Origin of the sequence: Alkalihalobacillus sp. R86527, from assembly GCF_042466185.1 — a bacterium.
In the GTDB taxonomy this organism is placed as follows: Bacteria; Bacillota; Bacilli; order Bacillales; family Guptibacillaceae; genus Guptibacillus.
The window spans coordinates 1,911,962-1,934,057 of sequence record NZ_JAXHBW010000001.1 but is presented as its reverse complement, the minus strand read 5'-3'; the positions used below and the strand labels follow the sequence as shown (position 1 = coordinate 1,934,057).

21 protein-coding genes are annotated in these 22,096 nt (G+C 37.7%); 19 read left to right on the top strand and 2 right to left on the bottom strand.

Translation table 11 applies throughout. The annotated features are described in order from the left end of the window. Window positions 1-30 precede the first annotated feature (30 nt). The 8 genes from SJY16_RS09875 to dacB all read left to right on the top strand — a co-directional run bounded on the left by SJY16_RS09875 (window position 31) and on the right by dacB (window position 6,181). Complete coding sequence (locus tag SJY16_RS09875) at window positions 31-651, top strand: methanogen output domain 1-containing protein (protein ID WP_377892160.1); 621 nt, start codon at window positions 31-33, stop codon at window positions 649-651. An 80-nt stretch (window positions 652-731) separates the two neighbouring features. After that, window positions 732-923: a hypothetical protein gene (locus tag SJY16_RS09870; protein ID WP_377888988.1), complete on the top strand. Its 192-nt coding sequence runs from the start codon at window positions 732-734 to the stop codon at window positions 921-923. An 89-nt stretch (window positions 924-1,012) separates the two neighbouring features. Further along, window positions 1,013-1,147 (top strand): hypothetical protein, encoded by a 135-nt coding sequence (locus tag SJY16_RS09865; RefSeq protein WP_377888987.1) that lies wholly within the window; start codon window positions 1,013-1,015, stop codon window positions 1,145-1,147. 528 nt (window positions 1,148-1,675) lie between these two features. Further along, on the top strand, window positions 1,676-2,314 hold the full coding sequence (locus tag SJY16_RS09860; RefSeq protein ID WP_377888986.1) for a sterol desaturase family protein: 639 nt from the start codon (window positions 1,676-1,678) through the stop codon (window positions 2,312-2,314). A gap of 83 nt (window positions 2,315-2,397) precedes the next feature. Next, window positions 2,398-2,943, top strand: a complete 546-nt coding sequence (locus tag SJY16_RS09855) for a hypothetical protein (protein ID WP_377888985.1) — start codon at window positions 2,398-2,400, stop codon at window positions 2,941-2,943. A gap of 109 nt (window positions 2,944-3,052) precedes the next feature. Next, window positions 3,053-4,231, top strand: coding sequence for an acyl-CoA dehydrogenase family protein (locus SJY16_RS09850; RefSeq protein ID WP_377888984.1), 1,179 nt, complete (start codon window positions 3,053-3,055; stop codon window positions 4,229-4,231). A gap of 180 nt (window positions 4,232-4,411) precedes the next feature. Beyond that, window positions 4,412-4,555: a hypothetical protein gene (locus SJY16_RS09845; protein WP_377888983.1), complete on the top strand. Its 144-nt coding sequence runs from the start codon at window positions 4,412-4,414 to the stop codon at window positions 4,553-4,555. Window positions 4,556-4,696: 141 nt separating this feature from the next. Then, complete coding sequence (gene dacB / locus SJY16_RS09840; protein WP_377888982.1) at window positions 4,697-6,181, top strand: D-alanyl-D-alanine carboxypeptidase/D-alanyl-D-alanine endopeptidase; 1,485 nt, start codon at window positions 4,697-4,699, stop codon at window positions 6,179-6,181. Window positions 6,182-6,239: 58 nt separating this feature from the next. On the opposite strand, the gene SJY16_RS09835 is transcribed toward dacB, so the two are convergent. After that, on the bottom strand, window positions 6,240-7,271 hold the full coding sequence (locus SJY16_RS09835; protein WP_377888981.1) for a YeiH family protein: 1,032 nt from the start codon (window positions 7,269-7,271) through the stop codon (window positions 6,240-6,242). Between the two features lie 107 nt (window positions 7,272-7,378). Here SJY16_RS09835 and SJY16_RS09830 point away from each other — a divergent pair, with 107 nt between their 5' ends. From SJY16_RS09830 to kynA, 5 genes are all read left to right on the top strand, one after another. Continuing rightward, window positions 7,379-8,248 (top strand): LysR substrate-binding domain-containing protein, encoded by an 870-nt coding sequence (locus SJY16_RS09830; protein WP_377888980.1) that lies wholly within the window; start codon window positions 7,379-7,381, stop codon window positions 8,246-8,248. 84 nt (window positions 8,249-8,332) lie between these two features. Continuing rightward, window positions 8,333-10,552 (top strand): DEAD/DEAH box helicase, encoded by a 2,220-nt coding sequence (locus SJY16_RS09825; RefSeq protein ID WP_377888979.1) that lies wholly within the window; start codon window positions 8,333-8,335, stop codon window positions 10,550-10,552. A 212-nt stretch (window positions 10,553-10,764) separates the two neighbouring features. Further along, window positions 10,765-12,153: a bifunctional metallophosphatase/5'-nucleotidase gene (locus SJY16_RS09820; RefSeq protein WP_377888978.1), complete on the top strand. Its 1,389-nt coding sequence runs from the start codon at window positions 10,765-10,767 to the stop codon at window positions 12,151-12,153. 151 nt (window positions 12,154-12,304) lie between these two features. Further along, window positions 12,305-12,664 carry a nuclear transport factor 2 family protein gene (locus SJY16_RS09815; protein ID WP_377888977.1) on the top strand — a complete coding sequence of 120 codons (360 nt, stop codon included), beginning with the start codon at window positions 12,305-12,307 and terminating at the stop codon, window positions 12,662-12,664. A gap of 107 nt (window positions 12,665-12,771) precedes the next feature. Continuing rightward, window positions 12,772-13,611 carry a tryptophan 2,3-dioxygenase gene (gene kynA / locus SJY16_RS09810; RefSeq protein WP_377888976.1) on the top strand — a complete coding sequence of 280 codons (840 nt, stop codon included), beginning with the start codon at window positions 12,772-12,774 and terminating at the stop codon, window positions 13,609-13,611. Window positions 13,612-13,716: 105 nt separating this feature from the next. Here the strand turns inward: kynA and SJY16_RS09805 are convergent, their stop codons facing one another. Beyond that, window positions 13,717-14,367 carry an MtnX-like HAD-IB family phosphatase gene (locus SJY16_RS09805; protein ID WP_377888975.1) on the bottom strand — a complete coding sequence of 217 codons (651 nt, stop codon included), beginning with the start codon at window positions 14,365-14,367 and terminating at the stop codon, window positions 13,717-13,719. A gap of 170 nt (window positions 14,368-14,537) precedes the next feature. Here SJY16_RS09805 and ilvA point away from each other — a divergent pair, with 170 nt between their 5' ends. From ilvA to SJY16_RS09775, 6 genes are all read left to right on the top strand, one after another. Continuing rightward, entirely contained in the window at window positions 14,538-15,794 is a 1,257-nt protein-coding gene (ilvA, locus tag SJY16_RS09800) for a threonine ammonia-lyase IlvA (RefSeq protein ID WP_377888974.1), read from the top strand. A 190-nt stretch (window positions 15,795-15,984) separates the two neighbouring features. After that, on the top strand, window positions 15,985-17,910 hold the full coding sequence (locus SJY16_RS09795) for an ATP-dependent DNA helicase (RefSeq protein WP_377888973.1): 1,926 nt from the start codon (window positions 15,985-15,987) through the stop codon (window positions 17,908-17,910). Window positions 17,911-17,975: 65 nt separating this feature from the next. Next, window positions 17,976-18,923: a phosphotransferase family protein gene (locus tag SJY16_RS09790; RefSeq protein WP_377888972.1), complete on the top strand. Its 948-nt coding sequence runs from the start codon at window positions 17,976-17,978 to the stop codon at window positions 18,921-18,923. Between the two features lie 85 nt (window positions 18,924-19,008). Next, window positions 19,009-19,971 carry an MBL fold metallo-hydrolase gene (locus tag SJY16_RS09785; protein WP_377888971.1) on the top strand — a complete coding sequence of 321 codons (963 nt, stop codon included), beginning with the start codon at window positions 19,009-19,011 and terminating at the stop codon, window positions 19,969-19,971. A gap of 98 nt (window positions 19,972-20,069) precedes the next feature. Further along, a complete protein-coding gene (locus SJY16_RS09780) occupies window positions 20,070-21,383 on the top strand; it encodes a TrkH family potassium uptake protein (RefSeq protein WP_377888970.1) in 1,314 nt (437 codons plus the stop codon). A gap of 15 nt (window positions 21,384-21,398) precedes the next feature. After that, on the top strand, window positions 21,399-22,058 hold the full coding sequence (locus tag SJY16_RS09775; RefSeq protein WP_377888969.1) for a potassium channel family protein: 660 nt from the start codon (window positions 21,399-21,401) through the stop codon (window positions 22,056-22,058). The last annotated feature ends 38 nt before the right edge of the window (window positions 22,059-22,096 follow it).

The window sequence follows — 22,096 nt, the reverse complement described above, 5'->3', positions numbered from 1 at the left end:
AGAAACACAATAGGAGGACAGGTGGTGAGTATGGCTGTTAAAGAGCCTTTGTCAGCAAATAACTTTCTATGTAAGCTGATTACTCAGTATGCTCATATCCATCATCGAACAATTGGTTCCAAAGCCCAAGAATACATCAGACAGTTAGGTATTCGTTCAGGAGAGTGGCTCGAGTCTTATTATGACATACCAAGTTGGACTCCTGATGAATATGCAAAGGTTATTGTGGATATTAAAAATTCCATTGGTGGAGAGTTTTTCATTTCAGAAGTAACGCCACATTATGTTATTGTTAAAGCTAACTCTTGTCCATTCGGGGAATTTGTGAAAGATGCTCCTCATCTGTGTAAGATGACTGCTAGTGTGTTTGGTGGTATTGCTGCGAGACACTTCAATTATGGTGAGGTTAATTTAAGAAAGCGAATTGCAATAGGTGATCCCGGTTGTGAAGTCTTAATTGCATTTGTACCAGGTATCGAAGAGGGCGACAAGTTTGAAAACCTGAAGAAAATACATGATAATGGTGATCCTTTCACTTGGAAAGAAGATACGATTACCTTATTAAATGAAGAGCTAAAACAAAGCGACGAAATGGTTCTTACACTTTTAAAAGAACTGGAAGAACTTAAAGAACAAGTGAATCAATCTTGAACCAAAGACAGGCTTAATGCCTGTCTTTTTTGTATGAAAACGTTCTTCATGATCAATACTAAATAGAAAGGGGTGTAATTATGCAAAAGAATGCTAGAGGATATGTACAGGAAACATGTAAGGAATTAAAAGAAGCTGAAAGAAATTTACAACACGCATTAGAAACTGTAGAAAAAGACCCAAATAGACAGCGAATACAAGAATCTTTGAACCAGCTGATGGCAGTCCAGACGTATTGTAATGAGACAGAAGGTATGCTTGAAAATCATTAAAAATTTTTATTATAAATATCTAAATTCACGTTTTAACCTGAGATAAATCGGAAATTGGTGTGTAATGTTATTTTAAGGAGGATTCAGCTATGAGCCTGTTATTTGGGAAAGGCATGGCAGCATTCGAACAGGATGCAAAGTCAGAAAAAGAATTAGTAAAAACATCTCCCGCCGCTCATCAAAATAGAAAATCAAAACTTAAACAAAAACCTACGAAAATATAGCCACCCTGGATAGGGTGGTCAGGCTGTTGAGAAAGTCTAAGGAATCGGCCAACAAAATAGTGGTGATTTACGCTCTAGGATGCTCGCTTTCCGCGGGGCGGGCATCCTTCCGCTTCAATCTGCTTTAATATGAAGGAATAAACCAAGAATAAACCACCTCAAAATGACGCACTGAAAAGTTTGTTAGCGTAATAGATCGGAAAGTTTAACTTTGATTGAATGTACTCTAGTAGGAGTGAATACCTCTTGACTCCCGTGGTCCAACGGGCGTTCAAGACTCAGAGTGGACGGTCTTTGTTCGCTTTGAGGCTTGGACGTTCGTCCACAGGAAAGCAAGAGGTATTTAAGCTCCTACGGCATAGGGAGCGTATCATCTAGATTACAACAAGCTTACACAAAAAAAAGCACCCGCTAATGGGTGGTTTTTTTTGAAGGATTTCTACACAAGGCAGAGAATAGTTGTAATAATCAATAAAAAGTGGATTGAATTATTGATGAGTCCTTAAAATAAGAGAAGAGGGAATTTAATTGGAAAACACCGGGATTCGTAAGTTTATCTTCGTAAAGGATATAACATACTTATTGAGTTTACTTGCGGTTTGTTTGGTTTATTTACTAATGAGTGGGGTTTCTCTATTTGTTTTAATCTCATTTTTTGGCGGGTTATTCATTTTTATATTAAATGAATATATAACGCACAGATTCCTTTTTCATTTAAAACCTCCTAAAAATCCCTTCGCTCTAAAGGTCTTAAAGAGATTACATTACGATCATCACACAGATCCGAATGATTTACATCTCATGTTCTTACCAATCTGGTATAGCATCCCCCAAATTGTTGGTATATCACTAATATACTATCTTTTCTTTTCTTCATTTGTTACCACGATCGCTTTTGCGTCAGGATTAATGACGATGCTGCTCGTTTATGAATGGAAGCATTTTGTTGCACACCAACCAATTACACCGAGATCCAGCTTTGGTAAATGGCTGAAACAAACGCATTTACTTCACCATTTCAAAAATGAAAACTACTGGTATGGCGTATCAAATCCATTTATAGATATGTTGTTTGGAACACATAAGGATGAAAAAACGGTGAAAAAAAGTAAAACAGTACGTAATATCGAAGGTGTGTCTTCAAATAAAAAGACAATAAAGTTTTAGTCAAAGCAGCCTTTTATTAAAGGCTGTTTTTATATGAAACTTTTTATAAGTGGATCCGTCTACAAGGATAGGGGGGATTCAAGATGAAGATGATACTTATTGGACTAATAATGAGCTTGTTGATTGCAGCTTTCTTTACTGGTTCCTGGTATACCATGATTAGAGAACCTGAAGTGGCAGCTGACAAAGCCGTTGCAGAAGAGAAACAAGCACCAAAGAATGAGAAAGTTTATAAAGATGGAGAAGCTTTTATTGAAACAGATATGGATGAAAATAAATTATTTAAGCTACAAGTGAAAAAGTTAGACAATCTTCCGGAGGAGGCAAATGTTGAAGAGCTTTCAGAAAACGAGAAATACGCCATATTTGAACTATATGCAGAGAATTTCCAGGAATATGGTACAGGGTTTAAAGGCTATTATACAAAGTTGAAAGTTCTTGACGAGAAAATAGAGCCAAATAGTTTCGTAATCGCAGACAAAAAGGGATGGAATAAATACAGATTAGAATCTGGCGGACATGTGAAAATGATATTGATTTACCTAATCGACAAAGATGTTAACGAGATGGACCTAGTGATCACACCAGAGTTTTATTATATGGATATCGTCTATCGTTTTGATGAATAACGAGCTACAAAGTCGCTTCTTCTTATTTCCGATCAGTCTACTAGAGATTAGTACATACATTGATGTATGATGAAGATAAGGTGAACTGATTGGAAAGGAAGGCAATTCTATGTATTTATACGAATCTTATTTGAAGGATAACCATCAAAAGGATCTATTGGAGCTTGCAGACGGGCTAGCGAGAACTTTTTCAAAGCATGCTGAGGAAATTGATGAAGAAGGTCGCTTTCCTTATGAGAATTTCGATGCGATGAAAGAAAAAGGTTATACTTCTCTTACTGTTCCTGAGAAATTTGGTGGTAAAGGAATAAATTTATATGAGTTTATTATGCTCCAGGAAAGAATTGCTTCGGGCGATGCTTCAACAGCTTTATCGGTTGGTTGGCACCTTGGGATTATGCTCGAAATGGTAGATGATCAAGAGTGGTCAGATGACTTATTTGAAAGAATGGCGAGGTTAGTAGTGGATGAGAATGCCTTGATCAATAGAGCAGCTACAGAACCCGCGAGTGGTAGTCCTACTCGTGGTGCAATGCCAGAAACAAGAGCCATTCAACGAGACAACGGTTGGGTTATTAATGGAAGAAAAAGTTTCACTTCAATGGCACCTGGACTAGATTATGCGCTAGTTTCAGGGGAGATTAACCAGTCAGGAAAAAAAGGCTTTTTCCTAGTAGATATGAAATCAAAAGGAATTAGTATTGAAAAGAAATGGAATACCATGTCGATGAGAGGAACAAGAAGTGATGATCTTGTTTTACAAGATGTCAAGCTTCCCCTTGATGCTCTTATCGAGGAGTCTGAAAAGCCTAGAGATAAGAAGCTTCCAAAAGCTTGGTTACTACATATACCTGCATGTTACCTCGGCGTCGCGATTGCTGCAAGAAACTATGCGATAAAATTTGCTTCCGAGTACAGCCCTAATAGCTTGCCAGGACCAATTAAAGATGTAGCGGAGGTTCAAAGAAAAATAGGCGAAATGGAATTAGAGCTACTGAAAGCAAGGGAAATGATGTACAGTATAGCTTGGCGCTGGGTTACTGAACCCGATAAGCGTAAGGGTATGGCAGGTGAATTAGCAGCAGTAAAACATGTTGCAACAAATGGAGCATCAACTGTTGTAGATCTTGCCATGAGAATAGTTGGAGCTAGAGGATTATTTAACGATTGCCCGATGCAACGGTATTATCGAGATGTTAGGGCTGGCCTTCACAATCCTCCGATGGATGATGCTGTTATTTCATTACTTGCAGCGAATGCGTTTGATAATCACCAGGGACCGAATTAAAGGTTCTTGGTGTTTTTTATCTAAATATAGGTTTTTTTTACTGCAAATGCACAAAACTCCTCAATGCGATACGATTAATTACATGATTTTAGGAATAAAGATATAATTTTGACTTAAAAAGAGGAAAAAACCATTCGGGTGACGAAATACTTAACAAATAATCGAAAGGGAGATGAAAACATGCGTGAAAGAAGGACCGTATCGTTGAGTGGAAGCTTGCTCTTTCCTGACGGCTGGGGACTTCAGATGCAAGTAGAAGAAAACAAAAAAGAAGAAAAGATATCACGAATTAAACATGAACAGGAGCTGAAACATTCTAAATGATGCAGTTCATTCTAACAATTAATCATTATAATATGTAATGGAGTCATGCGAGTTGAATATAATCGCTATGACTCCATTTTTATTTTTACATAAGAAAAGGGATTCAGAAATTCAAAAAAGAATTAAGGAGGAGAGCATCTTTTGAAAATAACCATTAAGGTAGGCGTTGGCATCATGCTTAGTGTAATCCTTTTACTCTCCAACTTATCATATGGAAAAGGAAATCAATCGGAAGCAGGTCAAGATGACCAAGATTTATTTAGAAACCTCAAAAACATTCTTTCAGATGAAGGACTTAAAGGAGCAATTGCAGGTGTTAGTGTTCGGGCAGCTGATACAGGTGACATCCTATTTGAACATCACGGCGACACAAGATTGACCCCTGCTTCAAATATGAAACTCATTACTGCCGCAGCAGCGTTAGACACTCTTGGTCATAACTATCGATTTATAACAGATGTAGCGACAAATGGAAAGATAGAGAAAGACGTATTAAAAGGTGATCTCTACTTGATAGGCAGGGGCGACCCAACCATTCTTAAGGAAGATTTTGATGATTTTGCTACTACATTAAAAGAAAAGGGTATAAACAGGATTGAGGGTAATCTTATTGGAGATGAATCCTGGTATGATACTCAAAGACTGTCCGAGGATATGATTTGGACCGATGAAAGTGAATATTATGGTTCTCAGGTTTCTGCTCTAACTTCTGCTCCTAATCATGATTATGATGCAGGAACGATTATCGTTGAAGTGTTCCCAAGCACTGTAGAAGGTGAAAGTGCAAAAGTAACCACCTCACCAAATACGGACTACGTTACAGTTCAAAATTCAGCGACTTCGGTGGCTCCAGATGAGGAAACAGAAATCTTTATTAATCGCAAGCATGGAACAAACCTAATTACCGTTAAGGGTAGAATCTCGATAGGGGATGCAAAAGAGAGAAGTTGGATCGCAGTTTCTGATCCTGCAATGTACGCTCTACGCTTGTTCGAGCAGTCGTTAAAAAATGTTGGCATAACGATAAACGAAAACTTACAAATCAACAAAGCTCCTGAAGATGTCACTATTTTGACCACCAAAAAATCGATGCCACTTCATGAACTGCTCATCCCCTTTATGAAACTAAGCAACAATGGACATGGAGAAATATTAGTGAAAGAGATGGGAAAGCGTAAGAAAGACGAGGGAAGCTGGGAAGCTGGATTAGAAGTAGTGAATGACTATTTGATGAAGGAAGGATTACAGCCTGATAATATACTGATAAGGGATGGATCAGGCATTTCTCACGTTACCTTGATTCAACCTAATCAACTTAGTATGCTACTCTACAAACTACAGTCTAGTGAATGGTTCAACCACTATTTCACTTCACTTCCAGTTGCTGGTTCGAAAGGGAGATTCGTAGGTGGAACGCTTAGTAATCGTATGAAGGGCACGGCTGCTGAAAATGTTGTGTTTGCGAAGACAGGAACGTTACAAGGTGTTTCTTCATTATCAGGTTACGTGAAACATGAGAATCCCATGATTTTCTCAATCATTATCAATCAATTTTTGGATGAAGATAAAATTGAAGAAATCGAGGATCGAATCGCTATATCACTTGCAGAATATAATCCTGAATAGCTAATAGAGGCATCGTCATTGACGGTGCCTCTTTCTTTAGATATTCATTGTATAGAAATTAGTATAAGAACTTTACAATTAGAAAAGTTAGCGAAGAGAGACTGATAGATACAAGTAACAGCACCAATACTGGTTTTAATGCCTTTGTTTTTATATCTTTTAAGCTTACATTTAGTCCAAGTCCAACCATAGCAGCTGTTAAACACCATGTGGTAATGTTGTTAACTGTTTGAACAGCATTCTCAGAGAAAGGGACGATGGGACCTAAAAGATACGTTCCTACTAGACTCATAACTACGAACCCAACTAAAAACCAAGGAAAAGATACAGCGTTATGTGTCTCATCTTTTCGTTTTCGGGTCATCACATAAATCAGAATCAAGCATACAGGAACCAATAGAAATACTCTCCCTAATTTTGCAAGAAGGGCCATTGCAAGTGCATCTTCACCACCCGGTGCAGCTGCAAGAGCAACATGAGCAACTTCATGAAGAGATATCCCTGCCCATACGCCATACTCAGCGGCACTAAAAGGCAATAGTGGACGTATCAATGTATACGCTACAGAAAAAATCGTTCCGAATAACGCGATGATTCCGACGCCAATTGCTGTATCTTCATCTTTTGTTCTAAAGATAGGAGCTACCGCTGCAATCGCTGCAGCTCCACAAATCCCAGTTCCTGCAGCAAGTAAAGCAGTGATCGAACGATCTGCGTTAAACAGTTTTGCCAGCCACATACTTGCTGCGAAACTGAAGAGTATAACTCCGGCTCCAATTAGTAAGATGGAAAAGCCATCTTGTAAAATGAATCCCACATTAAGCTTGATCCCATACAGGATAATCGCAAAACGCAGGATCTTTTTAGATGAGAAGGTAATGCCTTCTCGTAACATTTCTGGATATCCTGCTATCTGTCTATAAATAATGGCTATAAATATTGCTGATGCGAGTTGGCCAGTTAGCTGAAACACAGGTAATTTCGCTACATAGTAGCCTATAAAAGCAATTATAAATGTGAATAATATTCCAGCACTCCAACGCATTCTGTATGATAGCTGAAATTGATGTTTTATAGTATTAATGTTCATCACCGCACTCTCCATTCCTACTACATTGTAAAGCGACGTTTGTTATAAGTGAAATAAATAATTATAATGGTATATATAACTAATCACTTATAATAGGGGGGGCGCCTATGGATCAACAATTTAGAGTTTTTGTTTCTGTCGTCGAAAACAAGAATTTTTCAAAAGCTGCAAAAGACTTACATATGACACAACCTGCAGTAAGTCAATACATTAAGAATCTTGAACAATCTCTCGGAACGAGGCTACTAGAGCGCGATAACCGTACAGTTTCATTAAACAGAGCTGGGGAAATCGTTTATCATCATGCAAAGGAATTATTGAACTTATATTCTAAGATGAATGATTTAATAGATGAGTTAACAAATAAAACGAGTGGAAAAATCAAAATCGGAGCGAGTTATACCTATGGAGAATATGTCCTACCACATGTATTGGCGCGGATTCATCAAAAATATCCATTAATTTCTCCTACCGTTACAATTGGAAATTCAACAGAAATAGGAGATTTAGTTTACACGCACCAATTAGATGTCGGAATTATTGAAGGAGATCACCCTCTGAAAGAACTCACGGTAACGAACTTTACAAAAGATGAAATGGTTATTGTTGCGTCACCGAACCACTCTCTTGTACATAAAGATTGTAAAGAATTAACCGATGAAACATGGATTGTACGTGAAACAGGATCAGGAACAAGAGAAGCTACTGAGAATATGTGGAAAGAACTTTCTGTTTTACCTACAAAAACAATGGAGTTCGGAAGTACACAGCTCATTAAGGAATCTGTTGAAGCGGGAATCGGGATTAGTTTTTTATCCAAATGGGCGATTCGCAAGGAGCTACAGCTCGGTACTTTAGCAGTAATTGAGCTTCCTGAATTTCTATACAAACGTACTTTCTCAATTGTGATGCGATCACCATTCCAAACGAAAGCACTAGAAATTCTCCTTCAACATGTTAAGAACCATCATACATAGCAGTAGAGAGATTTTACAGTCCGTGATATAGTGTTTAAATTGAAAAGCCATTTGGCTTTTTTTATTTTGCAAAGGAAGCGATCGATGATGAAAAAGATTCTTGAAGAATGGCAAAAAGCACTACAGTCAGAAATCTCCTTTTTGAAAAAATTCGGTAGTAAACCAAATCGGATAATTAATGGTCAATTGTTGTCTAATAATAATGGAGCATACAAATATTACTTTGAAACAACGACCAATTTACAAATTCCAACTGGAGCTAAAGTCCGTATAGAAATGAAACATATTAAAAGAGAAGGACGAATCCTTTCTTCTGAAGGGAGAAATGTCATATTGAAGTTAGAGGGGGGTTTTGGAAGTGTGATTCCTGAGGCTCAACTTTTTCATGATCCCTGGGAACTGTTAGAAGAATTAATTGAACGACTCGATGAAGTAAAGGAAAGTAAAGGAAGGTTAGAGCGGGTCAAGAGATTAATGAATCCTTCAACGACTACAAAACATCCGGAGAATAAAGTGAAAAATAGCTTACATGAGCTAATTCTTCGTTCGAAATATAATCCCGTGACGTATGTGTGGGGCCCACCTGGAACAGGGAAAACACATAAATTAGCTCGCACGGCTGCCAACCATTATTTTAAAGGTCATAACGTGCTAATCCTTTCACATAGTAATCAAGCTGTAGATGTGTTGATGAGAGAAACAGTTAATTTCACTGATATCAAAAGCAAGTTTGAAGAAGGAAAGATAATGAGATATGGGTTACAACGTAATGTGAAGTCTCATCTTCCTTTATTTACTGATCAACTATTAATGGAGAAACATCCTGGTTTAGCTTCCGAGAAAGAAAAAATCTTTGAAGAGCGAAAGAAATTAAAAGAAGATCTTTCAAAATCGTTCAGTAGGCGCGATTCTGAAGAACTGATTAACCTTGAATCAAAACTGGCACAAGTGCTGGAAAAGATTCGTGTGAAAGAAACAAAGTTTGTAAAGGATGCCTCAGTTGTTGGAACAACGCTCTCGAGAGCTGCTATAGATGAAACTATTTATAAAAAACGGTTTGATTTAGTGATTATCGATGAAGCGAGTATGGCTTACGTTCCTCAAGCTGCTTTTGCGGCATCGCTTGGGAAGAAAGTTATTGTATGTGGTGATTTCAAACAACTTCCTCCGATTGCATCAGGTAGGAGTGCATTAATAACGAAGTGGTTAAGGGAAGATATCTTTCATTGCTCCGGAATCGTTAAAGATATTGAACAATCACAAATTCATCCGAATTTATTTTTGTTAAATGAGCAAAGACGAACACACCCTGTCATTTCAGCATTTACAAATCACTATGTCTATCACTCTCTTGTGAAAGATCATGAATCAACCTTTCATTCAAGAGAATCGATTTCAACCCGAAAACCTTTTAAATCCCAACCATCTGTTCTAATCGATACTAGTTTTACAGGGCAATATTGTTTTACTGGAAACGCTTCTAAATCTCGGATGAATATTTGGCAATTACTATTATCCTTCCAGGCGATTTTTGAGGCAATAAATGATGGGATGAATTCAATAGGATATGTCACCCCTTATAGGGCTCAAGCAAACTTAATGAATCTTCTTCTTGAAGAGTTGTTAGAAGGTTACGATGAATTGGATTTATTGGCAGCTACCGTTCATCGTTTTCAAGGCAGTGAAAAAGACATGATGGTTTTCGATACCGTTGATGGTGAACCTATGAACCGAGCAGGTATGTTGATTACCGGCCAGAACAGCGAAAGACTTATTAATGTTGCAATGACGAGGACGAAAGGGAAGTTCATTCATGTAAGCAACATTCATTTCGTCAATAAAAATATACCTTCCTCTAAAACGCTCCGTAAACTTGTTGATCACCAAGTCGAGAAAGGGGAAAAGGTAAGCCCAGCACAAATTGGGAGTTGGATAAAACACCCTCACAAGAAATTAACCTGGTCTCATGCGATAAAAACTGATCAAATCTTCAAAGAAATGAAAAGAGCGAAAGAAATTTTTATCTCTATTCCTTCTGGTACTGAATTGACGATGGAGTGGAAGCAACTTATTAATCAACTGAAAACTAAGGTGACTTTCTGTTCAAAGGAGAAAGGTACCACGGAAACCGAAAGTACAGTCTCTTTTCCATTCGTTGCACTTGATCGTCAAACACTTTGGATCGGAATGCCATTTGAAGGAATGAAGCGAACGGAACCACCTGCTGTTGCCGCAAGGCTTCAGTCTCCGAGAGTGATAAGGGAATTTCTTAATCAAGTTTTGATAAATGGTGATTTAGAATAAGCATGAATGCTTCTCGTCATGAGCATATTTGTTCATAATTGTTTTATGAGTTTTGATAAGAAAAAAATATATGAAACCCAAACCCTTACATGCTGATGTAGGGGTTTTTGTTGCTTCTAATCGTGATCGATTCTAGCAGGACTTTTGACTTTAGTTAAGAATACCTACTATTGGAAGAAAATAAGTTAATTCACATCATATTGGAGGCAGGCATGAAGTTAAATATCATACATACAAACGATATTCATAGTCATTTCGACAACTATACGAAAGCTGTTTCATTAATTCGAGACTACATGGATGGAAATACGATATTGCTCGATGGAGGAGATTTTGCAGATTTCAAAAGTATCGAACTTCAGGGAACAAAAGGGATTGCAGCTGTTAAGATGCTGGAGTCTGCAGGGTATTCTGCAATCACAATAGGGAATAACGAATTGTTTAATGGAATTGGTACACTTGAACATATGGCCACGAACAGCTCATTACCATTTATTAGCTGTAATTTAACGAAAATGAATGGCGATCCGATTTCAGGAGTCAAAAGTAGCGTAATCCTTCATCATAATGGGCTTAGAGTATTTATAACTGGAGCATCGCCGGATTTACAAGAGTTTAATGAACTGATGGGTTTTGCAATTACAGATTACAAACGAGCGATAGAAGAAGAGATAAACAAATTCCGAGGGGACTTTGATCTATGCATCGTATTGAATCATGTAGGTACTGAGGCAGATTTAGAACTAGCCGAAGAAATCGATGCGATCGACCTTATTCTATCAGCACATGACCATGTGTTATATGACGAAGCAAAGGTTGTAAACGGTACGATACTTAATTCGGCAGGAAACTATGGAGAGCATATTGGAATAGTCGAATTAGAAATCTCTCATTCATCCGTTGAGCTATTAGCTTCTTCTACAATTTCAACTTCCAAAGCACAGAATGATGAAGAGGTTTTACAAATTCTAAAAACAAGCAAGGAAGAAGCTGTTACCCAACTAAGCTCACCACTATATGAAGTAGATAAGCCACTCTGGCACGATGTATTAGAAGAGAACCCACTCTCTAATTTGATTGCCGATGGCTTAAGAGACCGGTTCTCAAGCGAAATAGGATTAATAAATAGCGGGATAGCGAACGCCGGTATTATTCAGTACGTTTCTGAGAAGAAATTAATTGAAATTTGCCCTTCACCATTAAATCCTACGTATTTTGAAATACAGGGTAAATTCTTGAAAGAAGCGCTACAACATTCACTCGACAGCTCTGTTTGTATGGCTGATGGAAGAGGGCCAGGGTTCAGAGGGAAATATGTTGGAAGACTTCATGTATCAGGGGTAGAAATAGAGCACGATGGGAGAAAACTCGAACTGATTAAGGTTAACAATGAACCAATAGATGAAGAAAGATGGTACAGTGTAGCTTCATCAGATTATTTATTAAGAGGTTCGGGTTATCCAGCCTTAGCAAATAATAGAAACTATACTTATCAACCTGATGAAATCAAAGATGTGATCAGAGAATATGCCAGTAAGAAAACGTTTGTAACCCAGTCGTATGAACCTAGGTGGAAGACAACTAGCACCGTTGTAAATTAAGAAGAATAGTTGGAAATCTACTGTTCTTCCTCGCTCAATAGTCTGACTTTTCAATAATTTCAATTACCGTATTTTATATATAAAATATTAATCCTTATAGTAAACCAATCCCACAACCAAGCCTTAAATTCAATAGAAAGAGGGAAAACACTTGAAAAAAGTTGAAAAATTGATCATTGAACTTGAAAAGCGTTTATTACAACCAGATATAAGAAGTTCAAAAAAAGAAGTTGATAAACTGTTAGATGATGACTTCGAAGAATTTGGCAGTTCAGGAAAAAGGCTATGTAAAGAAGACGTTTTGCAGGGACTATCCGAGGAAGGACCCGTCCATTTTTCTATGGACAGTTCGAAGGTAGTTGCATTATCAAATGACGTGATGCTTCTTACATACACACTGACAAAAGACGATTGCCAATCTAAAACCCTTCGAAGTTCGATCTGGAAATGCACGAATGAGGAATGTAAAATGGTTTTCCACCAGGGAACCAAATCCAATCGCCTCAGCTAAAACTGATAGATTATTGGGTGATTTACGCTATCGAACTAATAAAGAGGTTTCAAATAAAATTATTAGAATGATATAATGAATGCGCTTTCAATATTAGGAGGGTTACTTTGAATAAAAAACATATCGATCCTACAGAATCAACAGTTCATACTGATTTTAAAGACAACATGACTTATAGTGAATACTTAAGTCTTGATAGAATTCTATCTGGTCAAAATCGGCTTTCAGACCACCATGACGAGATGTTGTTCATCATTATTCATCAAGTTAGTGAGCTATGGATGAAATTAATACTCCACGAGTTAAAAGGTGCGATTCACGCCATCGAAAATGATGAACTGTCAACTGCTTTTAAAATGCTTGCTAGAGTATCGAAAACCCAAACGCAGATTATACAAGCGTGGGACGTTCTATCCACACTTACCCCTTCCGAATATATGGAATTTAGAGATTCCTTAGGGCAGGCTTCAGGTTTTCAATCTTATCAGTACCGTATGATTGAATTTGCCCTTGGATACAAAACACCTCATGTACTAAAGATTTATGAAAAAGATCCTACACTACACCAAACATTAAAAGAAGCTTATAATGACTTAAGTATTTACGACGCTGCTATTCGAGCACTTGATCGTGCAGGCATCGAGATAGATAAAGAAGTTTTAGAAAGAGACGTAACGAACACGTATGATGGGTATGATTCTGTTAAGAATGCCTGGCTAACAGTGTATCGAAACACTGACAAATATTGGGATTTATACGAACTTGCAGAAAAACTCGTTGATATAGAAGACTGGTTACAACAATGGCGTTTTAGGCATATGAAAACAGTGGAGCGAATCATAGGATTTAAGAAAGGTACAGGAGGATCCTCAGGAGTAGGCTACTTAAAGAAAGTATTGGATCATCGATTTTTCCCTGAGCTGTGGGATATCAGAACAGAACTATAATATATTATTATTATGTTAACAACAATACACACAAAAAGGCTGTAGATTAAGCAGCCTTTTTGTGTGTATTACTTTAATAAATAAGTGCAAGAACCCCGCACCTTCTTATTTTAGTTTCCCTCTATTTTTAAGCTCTTCTTCAATATCCGCGAAAGATTCAACAGGGAAGTAAGGAGCATCACGATATTTCAGAATATCTTGAAGCGCATCTTTTGCGAAAGTTAAGTCCGCTTCTCTTGCTCCATGAGAGTCTGGCTCACTGTCCCCAGCAAAATACACTTCATCATAGCTGTCCTTTAGTTCTTTAATTACGAGAGATTTATCAATGCCATATCTTTCAGAATAGTGCCTATGAGTTGAATCAATAGAAAGGTGAACATTGTTATCTTCATAGTAGCCTTTGTTTGAATAAACGGGGACGCCTTCGATCCCATAATACGTTAGTAAATGTTTAATATAATAATCCGTACCAGCACTTAAGATATAAAAGTCCCCGCCATTTTGTTGAACCTTTTTGATAAATGCCGGCACATGAGGATCAATTGGTAACGTCTTTATATCTTCGATGATTTGCGCTTCATCTTTATTTATAGACTTGAAAACCTTACCTAGAAATTCAATGTCTTGTATTTTTTCCGCTTTCCACTCTTTATATAACACTCTTCCTTCTGGATAATAGTTTTCAATAACAAACCAATAGAAATCCTTCTTAGAAATTGTTCCATCGAAATCTGACACAAATGCCCAATTAGTCACTTCTATTACCTCCTAATCTTCTTGCTATTACTCTTTAACGAATTGTAGCACGAGACGATATTGATATGAAATTAAACTCGATTAATGCAATAACGTAAAACTGTGCTAAACTATGTTAAAATGATTTCTAAAAAGTTTGATTATTCTTATTAAATAGAGGGAGAGCGAGAATGAGTAAAACAATTAGCAAAGTACAAGTAGAAGATATCATTATCGCAAATCAGGTGTTGAAGGATGTAGCATTAAGAACGCCACTTCAACGCAATGACATCCTTTCAGAACGGTACAATTGCAATGTCTACTTAAAAAGAGAAGACCTTCAAAACGTAAGATCTTTTAAAATTCGAGGTGCTTACAATCATATTCAAGGGTTAAGCAAAGATGAAAAAGCTAGAGGGATTGTTTGTGCAAGTGCAGGAAACCATGCTCAAGGAGTGGCATATTCATGTAAAACACTAGGCATAAGAGGGCATATTTTCATGCCTGCAACAACACCCAGACAAAAGGTTTCTCAAGTAGAACTTTTCGGTGGTTCTTCGGTTGATGTCATCCTAACAGGGGATACCTTCGATGATTCATTTAAAACAGCGACTGAGTACTGTACTAGTGAAGAAAAAACCTTTATCCATCCTTTTGATGATTATCACACAATCGCAGGACAAGGAACAGTTGGCCTAGAAATTATGAATGACTTAGATCATGTTGATGTTGTGATGGTCCCAATAGGTGGAGGGGGTCTTGCTTCTGGTGTAGGCTCGTTTGTGAAGAGTATCAATCCTGACACGACAATTATTGGCGTTGAACCTGAAGGAGCTCCGGGCATGAAAAGCTCTATTGATCATAATGAGATGGTTTCTCTCGATTACATCAATAAATTTGTTGATGGGGCGGCAGTAAAACAAGTCGGAAAACTTACGCTAGAAATATGCAAGCAGCTGCTTGATGACGTTATTCTTGTGCCTGAAGGAAAGATTTGTACGACCATTCTTGAACTTTACAACCAAAACGCCATTGTAGCAGAACCAGCTGGTGCACTTTCTATAGCTGCTTTGGATTTCTATCAAGATCAAATTAGAGGAAAAAATGTGGTTTGTATTATTAGTGGGGGTAATAATGATATTAACCGAATGCAAGAAATTCAGGAACGCTCCTTGATTTATGAAGGGTTAAAACATTATTTCATTGTCCATTTCCCCCAACGTGCAGGAGCATTAAAGGAATTTATGGCTGATGTACTTGGTCCAACTGACGATATTACACGTTTTGAGTATACGAAAAAGAACAACCGGGATAAAGGACCTGTCCTTGTAGGAATCGAATTAAACAAAGTAGAAGACTATAATCCATTAGTGGAGCGAATGATGGTTAATGGCTTCTCTTATATCGAAATTAACAAAGATCAGGATTTATTTAACTTGTTAATCTAAAACGCCTGTTAAGGCGTTTTTTAGTGATATACATTCGTTTGATTCCATTTTGTTTCACACGCTAGACGACTACCAGAAAATAACGCTACCTCATAAAGAGTAAAGCAACACTTTTCCTAGTATATCTGTTATGATAAAGGTTGGTTTTCTTGAAAAAGAGGACGTACCAATCTAGAAGAGGAGACCGTACATGACTCAACCATTACCGTTTGAAATAACAAAAGAAGATTCATTTTATGATGTGCTAGGTGACTATATAGGAGATGTGTTTTATGACATCTTACCAGAGCACGGATATGAGCTTCGTGATGAACAGATCTTTATGGCCTTTCAGATCGAACAGGCTTTTAAAAATAAAAGTGTCGTATTTGCTGAAGCAGGTGTAGGAACAGGGAAAACATTTGTCTATTTGCTATACGCGATTTGCTATGCTAGACACACAAGAAAGCCCGCAATCATTTCTTGTGCAGATGAAACGCTCATTGAGCAGCTAGTTAAAAAAGGCGGCGACATTGAGAAGCTTGAAAAAGCTCTTGGTCTAAATGTCGATGTACGACTAGCTAAGGCAAGAGAACAGTATGTTTGCGTGAAAAAGCTCGACTATCTTTCGCATCGCACTGATGATGAAGATATCTTAAGCGTCCATGATGAAATTCCAGAGTTTGTTTATGAGCCAGCAGCTTCCATGCAGTCCTTCCATCGTTACGGAGATCGTAAGGAATATCCGTGGGTCCCGAATGAGAAATGGGAGACAATTGCATGGGACCCTCTACAACAATGCTCTACTTGTGACTGGCGCCACCGCTGTGGACAAACATTAAATCGAAAACATTATCGTCAAGCAAGTGACCTCATAATTTGCTCACATGACTTTTATATGGAACATATTTGGACGAAAGAGTCTCGTAAGCGAGAAGGGCAGCTTCCTCTATTACCTGAAGCTAGTACCGTGGTATTTGACGAAGGACACCTTTTAGAGTTTTCAGCTCAAAAAGGCCTAACATATCGATTCCATTCTGAAACTTTATCAAGTGTTTTAACCGGATATATGGATCAGGATGTTCGAGAAGAGTCACTTACTCTAGTAGAAGATATCCTCGAGCTGCATGATGAGTGGTTCTCTCGCCTTAGTAACAATGCTAGATCCGTTGAGGGATCAGTTCGGAAAGATGTTCAGAGAACTGAATCCATTGTTTCAATGGCTGAGACAATCGTGACTAAGGTTGATGCGCTACTTGAACAGCTTGTTTTCGATTCAGAATTATATGTGATGGATGATTATCATGTAAAGATTATGGAAGAATATTTGGAGTTCTTTGCTTATGGGTTAAGAACATTCCTTAGAGATGGTGAAGGAATCCATTGGTTAGAAGAAACTGCTACTGACACAAGTCTCGTCATTATGCCGCGACTTGTTGAAGATATCTTAAGAAAAGAAGTATTTTCTCAAAAAATTCCGTTTGTATTCTCATCAGCTACATTATCTCAAGCAGGTGACTTCTCTTACATCGCTAACAGTTTAGGAATTCAAAAGCAAACGTCGTTTTCCGTTAACTCTCCATTTGATTATGAAAAGCAAATGGAAATAACAGGGGATGTTGAAAAAGATGAAGAAGAAAAGTGGGAAAAAATACAGGAATCACTTACTAAAAACCAAGGTCATTCTCTCATACTTTTCTCATCATTGGAGGAAATGAACCGTTTTAAAACCTGGTCAGAGACCAAAGACCGGACGTTTAAAATGATATTTGAAGGTGATCGGGAAATAAGTGAAACTGTTAAAGAATTCCAGGACGATGCTTCTTCAGTTCTTTGTTCTTATCACCTTTGGGAAGGCCTTGATGTTCCAGGTGAATCACTTACTCAAGTGATTATATCTTCACTCCCATTTCCACCGAATGACCCTGTTTTCCAGGCAAAGAGAAATCATTCATCGAACCCTGAAGAGCACGTGGATCTACCATATATGCTCCTTAGACTTCGTCAAGGGATAGGACGCTTAATTCGAACAAGTCATGATAAAGGTTCTGTAAGTTTGTTTATGTCTAACAATCAAAAGCACAATTATGAAAAGAAAATCCAAGACGTAATGCCTTTACCTATAAAGTGGAATTAATCCAAAGAGCTCTTTCTAACAAGAAAGAGCTCTTTTTCAACAGAACGACTAGTGGAGGTGCATAGATGAAAACGAACTGGGAACGGAATAAACCAATTATTGAACCAGATCTAAAAAGCTTCTCGGAAATCGTACAAAACGATTACCCTGATGGATCAATTAATACAATCGAATTATTGGCAGGTGGGTTGAGTCACTCAAACTACAAAATCGAGCTAATGGACGGTACATGGGTTGTTGCGAGATTTACCACAAACAAGAAAACTCTTATACTCGAACAAAACCTTAATAGGATTCTTCCTGAGGAGGTGAAAGCTCCAAGATTTTTACACATCTCACACCAACCAGAGTACAGTGTTGCTCTTGTTGAATGGAAGAGTGGAGTATTACTACGTGATCGTCTAACTTCTTCCGCAAATGAAATGTATGCAATCGGTCATTCAGTAGGAAAACAACTTGCATCATTACGACAAATCACTTTCGAATCCCAGGGGTTTCTAGACAAGAATGTAAAGGTTGAGAAGCCATTTCGCCTTACGCCTGATTCTTTCTATTCAACCATCACATCCTTTATTGAAAAGGGACCTATGACCTCTAGAATATCGAAATCATTAACACATCGGATTCGTACATTTGCAAAAAATCACGCACAACTTTTTCTAGAAGACAAAAGTGAAGCACGTCTCGTTCACGGTGATTTCAATGGACTTAACCTTTTGATTGAAGGCACAGAAGTAAGCGCTGTATTAGATTGGGAATTTGCGTTTGCAGGTAGTATTTATTTAGATATCGGAAATATGATTCGGTATGACCACTTTCCTAATATGGAATCATTTGAGGATGGCCTATTAGCCGGGTTAAGAAATAGCGGCGTTGTACTATCTCCAAACTGGAGAAAGTTAGCAAAGTTAGCTGACCTCGTTGCATTATGCAGTTTACTTGATAGCCAATATGGTGGAGAAAATAGATTTAAGGATATTACCCGGTTGATCGAAAGAACGGTAGAAGGATAGCCATACTATTCTTTAAAGGAGAATTTGGTATGAATCGAGAACCTTCCTTGATAGAAGTAAAAATAGATAGGAAAGGAAGATTTTGATGACTCAACCTGAATTGATCGGGGAAGACCTCTATCATGTAGACCTTTATGACTTGAAGCTAGAAAAACGAACAGGGAGTTATATTCTCCTAGAAGATGAGATAACGATTATTGAAACGAGCGCTAGTCCATCTATTCCACATCTACTAAAGGGATTAGAAGAATTACACATTGATTTAAGAAAAATTCGCAACATCGTCGTAACACATATTCATCTTGACCATGCAGGAGGGGCGGGCTTGTTTCTTGAGAAGTGTCCTAATGCAAGAATACTCGTTCATCAAAAAGGCTATCGCCATCTTGAGAATCCTTCCCGATTGGTTCAAGGTGCAAAAGCAGTATACGGGGAGAAGTTCGATGAATTTTTTGATCCAATCATTCCGGTGCCGTCAGATTGCATACTCGTCATGGAAGATGGTGACAAATTAACGATTGGTGAAAATAGAGTTCTTACATTCATCGATACGCCCGGGCATGCAAAGCATCATTTTTCAGTTCATGATTCCAAAACAAATGGGGTATTTGCAGGTGATACGGTTGGCGTCTATTATCCACTCATTGATGCAGAACTGTATTTATCATCGACGTCACCTAACCAATTCAACCCTCATGACATGCTGCATTCAGCAGAAAAGATTATGGAGTTTCATCCTGATGCCATCTATTTTGGACATTATGGGAAATCGACTGCTCCCGAAAAGGTTATCGAACAATTAGCGTTCTGGTTACCAGTATTCATTAAATCTGCTGAGGCGATTACACTGGCAAATCCAGAAAAAACGTCCGATCAAGTCAGTAAGCTCATTGCGGATGATCTTTTGTCTAAAGTTGAAAGAACACTTAGTAACCAGGGAATTTCAACCGATCACGAAGTGTACCTTTACATAAAATTAGACTTACAAGTGTGTGCCATGGGGCTTTATGATTTCATTTCGAAACAAAATGCCCTTCAAACTCCTTAAGAATTCTTAAGGAGTTTTTTCATGCTCAACTATTGATTTATGATATAGTGAATGTGCTGTAAATAATTGTGAAGATTACCTCTAGTTGGAGAGATGCTATGTATAAAAACAGGTCGACCATTCAATCTTTTCGTTATATTTTCATGATGTATGTAGGAACTATTTTACTATTTTCTCTCATTTATCTCCTACCTTTTGCGAATGTTGGTGGGTTACCCTTTGTTGATGCGCTCTTTGTATCTACAAGCGCGCTTAGTGTAACTGGGTTATCTGTAATCGATGTATCGACTGAATTAACAAGGATTGGCCAAACAGTTCTAATAATAGAAATGCAACTTGGAGGAGTAGGTATTCTTGTCCTCATTAGTTATCTCTTCATGATGATGGGAAAAAAGCTTACGATGTCTAGTATGCTGTTACTGTCAAAAGACCAAAACCAGACTAAGCTTAAAACGATTAAGTCGTTGAGCATATCTGTTCTATTAATCGCATTCATTGTTGAAGCAATCGGATTTGCGTTGATGTTCAATGGCATTAGAGACGAATTTTCCTCGCTTAGGGATGCGGTATTTGTTACAGTGTTTCACAGTGTTGCTAGCTTTACAAATGCTGGATTCGACCTTTTTGGAGACAGCCTCATTGGATTTCAAGAAAGTAAGCTGTTTTTATTAACCACGATGGTGATGATCTTTATTGGAAGTCTAGGCTTTCCTACTATCGTAGAATACATAAATCCATTTAGACGAAAGAGGAGTTTGTTTTCAAGAATTAACATTCGACTTCATACTACGTTATTTCTTATAGCGGCAATCGTTTACTATACAATCGAACATAACGGTGTCTTTGCACATCTTTCATTTCCTAATAAGCTTTTCAATGTTTTTTTCCTTTCTGCCACCACAAGGAATGGAGGATTAACAACGATTGATATTTCATCTTTGCAAATCACAACGCTTCTCATCTTGATGATTCTAATGTTCATTGGGGGGGCATCCTCTAGTACTGGTGGCGGATTGAGGTTAACGACATTTTCTGTATTAATGGCGAAGATGGTTTCTGTGGCAAAATCTCAAGAACATACCACTTTAATGAAGAAAACCATTTCTCAAGATTCCATTAATAAAGCATTTCTAATCTTTGTTAGCTTTGTATTTTTATTTGGCTTATCTACCGTTGCTCTTTCGTTTTTTGAATTACAAGAAATCGAAATGATTGCTTTCGAAGTCCTTTCTGCTCTTACGAACACGGGACTTTCTATGGGAATCACAGGTGAGCTAGCAACTTTTTCAAAACTGTTGCTTTGTATCTTAATGATTATTGGACGAATTGGTATATTTAGCTTTATCTATGTGGTGTTCAAAATTGAAAAATCAAAAACACGTTATTTAAATGAAGATCTTGCAGTAGGATAGAAGGGGTTTGATTGATTGAGAAAACAATTTTTAGTACTTGGTGCAGGAAGGTTTGCCAAAGGAATTATTCAGGAACTATATGCACAAAAATGTGATGTTATTGTTTGTGATAAAGATGAAGCTCCACTTGAAGATATCGAGGAATTCGCCACTCATTCAATCGTAGGTGACCTTCGTGAAAATGGGGTGATGGACGACTTAAATGTCGAACAATTTGATGCCGTTTTCGTTGCCATTGGAACAGATTCATACTCAGCTATCCTCATAACGAACCGATTGCGTGAGCGTAATGCAAAAGAAATTATAGTGAAAGCAACAAGTAAGGAGATTGGTGAAATTCTCTCCAATTTAGGAGCTAATCGTGTGATTTATCCAGAAGAAGAAGCAGGGATGAAAGTAGCTAGACAACTCACGATGCCAAATGTAATTGAATACATCGAGATTACAAAGAATGTCTCTGCGGTAGAATTAAAAATTCCTGAAGATTTAGTCGGTAAGACCTTGCTTGAATTAGATTTTTCAAGAAAATACGATCTAAACGTCTCACTCATATTAAGAGATGATTCTCCCATACTAAGCCGCTATGCAGAAGTGGCTTTCAAGAGTAACGATGTGATCCTTATTGTTGGTGAAAACAAGAAAATCCAACAGTTCCGGAAGAAATTCCATTTATAATACTCCTATTAAAACCTGCTGAATATGCAGGTTTTTTC

Bases quoted from the DNA above. Each gene is read 5' to 3' on its own strand.
- SJY16_RS09845 (WP_377888983.1), top strand. From the start codon at position 4,412: ATGCGTGAAAGAAGGACCGTATCGTTGAGTGGAAGCTTGCTCTTTCCT.
- SJY16_RS09795 (WP_377888973.1), top strand. From the start codon at position 15,985: ATGACTCAACCATTACCGTTTGAAATAACAAAAGAAGATTCATTTTAT.
- SJY16_RS09820 (WP_377888978.1), top strand. From the start codon at position 10,765: ATGAAGTTAAATATCATACATACAAACGATATTCATAGTCATTTCGAC.
- SJY16_RS09865 (WP_377888987.1), top strand. From the start codon at position 1,013: ATGAGCCTGTTATTTGGGAAAGGCATGGCAGCATTCGAACAGGATGCA.
- SJY16_RS09785 (WP_377888971.1), top strand. From the start codon at position 19,009: ATGACTCAACCTGAATTGATCGGGGAAGACCTCTATCATGTAGACCTT.
- SJY16_RS09835 (WP_377888981.1), bottom strand. From the start codon at position 7,271: ATGAACATTAATACTATAAAACATCAATTTCAGCTATCATACAGAATG.
- SJY16_RS09850 (WP_377888984.1), top strand. From the start codon at position 3,053: ATGTATTTATACGAATCTTATTTGAAGGATAACCATCAAAAGGATCTA.
- SJY16_RS09870 (WP_377888988.1), top strand. From the start codon at position 732: ATGCAAAAGAATGCTAGAGGATATGTACAGGAAACATGTAAGGAATTA.
- SJY16_RS09855 (WP_377888985.1), top strand. From the start codon at position 2,398: ATGAAGATGATACTTATTGGACTAATAATGAGCTTGTTGATTGCAGCT.
- ilvA (WP_377888974.1), top strand. From the start codon at position 14,538: ATGAGTAAAACAATTAGCAAAGTACAAGTAGAAGATATCATTATCGCA.
- SJY16_RS09780 (WP_377888970.1), top strand. From the start codon at position 20,070: ATGTATAAAAACAGGTCGACCATTCAATCTTTTCGTTATATTTTCATG.
- SJY16_RS09825 (WP_377888979.1), top strand. From the start codon at position 8,333: ATGATGAAAAAGATTCTTGAAGAATGGCAAAAAGCACTACAGTCAGAA.
- SJY16_RS09830 (WP_377888980.1), top strand. From the start codon at position 7,379: ATGGATCAACAATTTAGAGTTTTTGTTTCTGTCGTCGAAAACAAGAAT.
- SJY16_RS09875 (WP_377892160.1), top strand. From the start codon at position 31: ATGGCTGTTAAAGAGCCTTTGTCAGCAAATAACTTTCTATGTAAGCTG.
- SJY16_RS09790 (WP_377888972.1), top strand. From the start codon at position 17,976: ATGAAAACGAACTGGGAACGGAATAAACCAATTATTGAACCAGATCTA.